General features: G+C 42.8%; 1 protein-coding gene. It reads right to left on the bottom strand.

Translation table 11 applies throughout. The features are described from left to right. Positions 1-283 (bottom strand): glutamate synthase central domain-containing protein (locus ACG9ZB_RS17205; RefSeq protein WP_419326841.1); only part of this gene is annotated, 283 nt, incomplete at both ends.

The raw sequence follows: 283 nt of genomic DNA, 5'->3' as shown, positions 1-283 counted from the left end.
CAGTGAATGTTGCACCTTTAATACGGCTTGGTACACCTGTGAAACACTTATTCACGACTTCATCAGACAAACCAACGGCTTCAAACAACTGACCACCACGGTAAGATGCAACTGTAGAAATCCCCATCTTAGACAAAACTTTGAGTAAGCCTTTCTCAATGCCTTTACGGAAATTTGCCTGTGCATGGATTGGATCGCCCAATAACCCACCTTTTGCAATCAAGTCATTGATTTCATCATATGCAAGATATGGGTAGATCGCCGTAGCACCGAAACCTAAGAT

The sequence above is a fragment of the Acinetobacter johnsonii genome, assembly GCF_048551975.1.
In the GTDB taxonomy this organism is placed as follows: domain Bacteria; phylum Pseudomonadota; class Gammaproteobacteria; order Pseudomonadales; family Moraxellaceae; genus Acinetobacter; species Acinetobacter johnsonii_A.
Note: the sequence above shows the minus strand (reverse complement) of the source record. Positions and strands in the feature narration are given on the sequence as shown.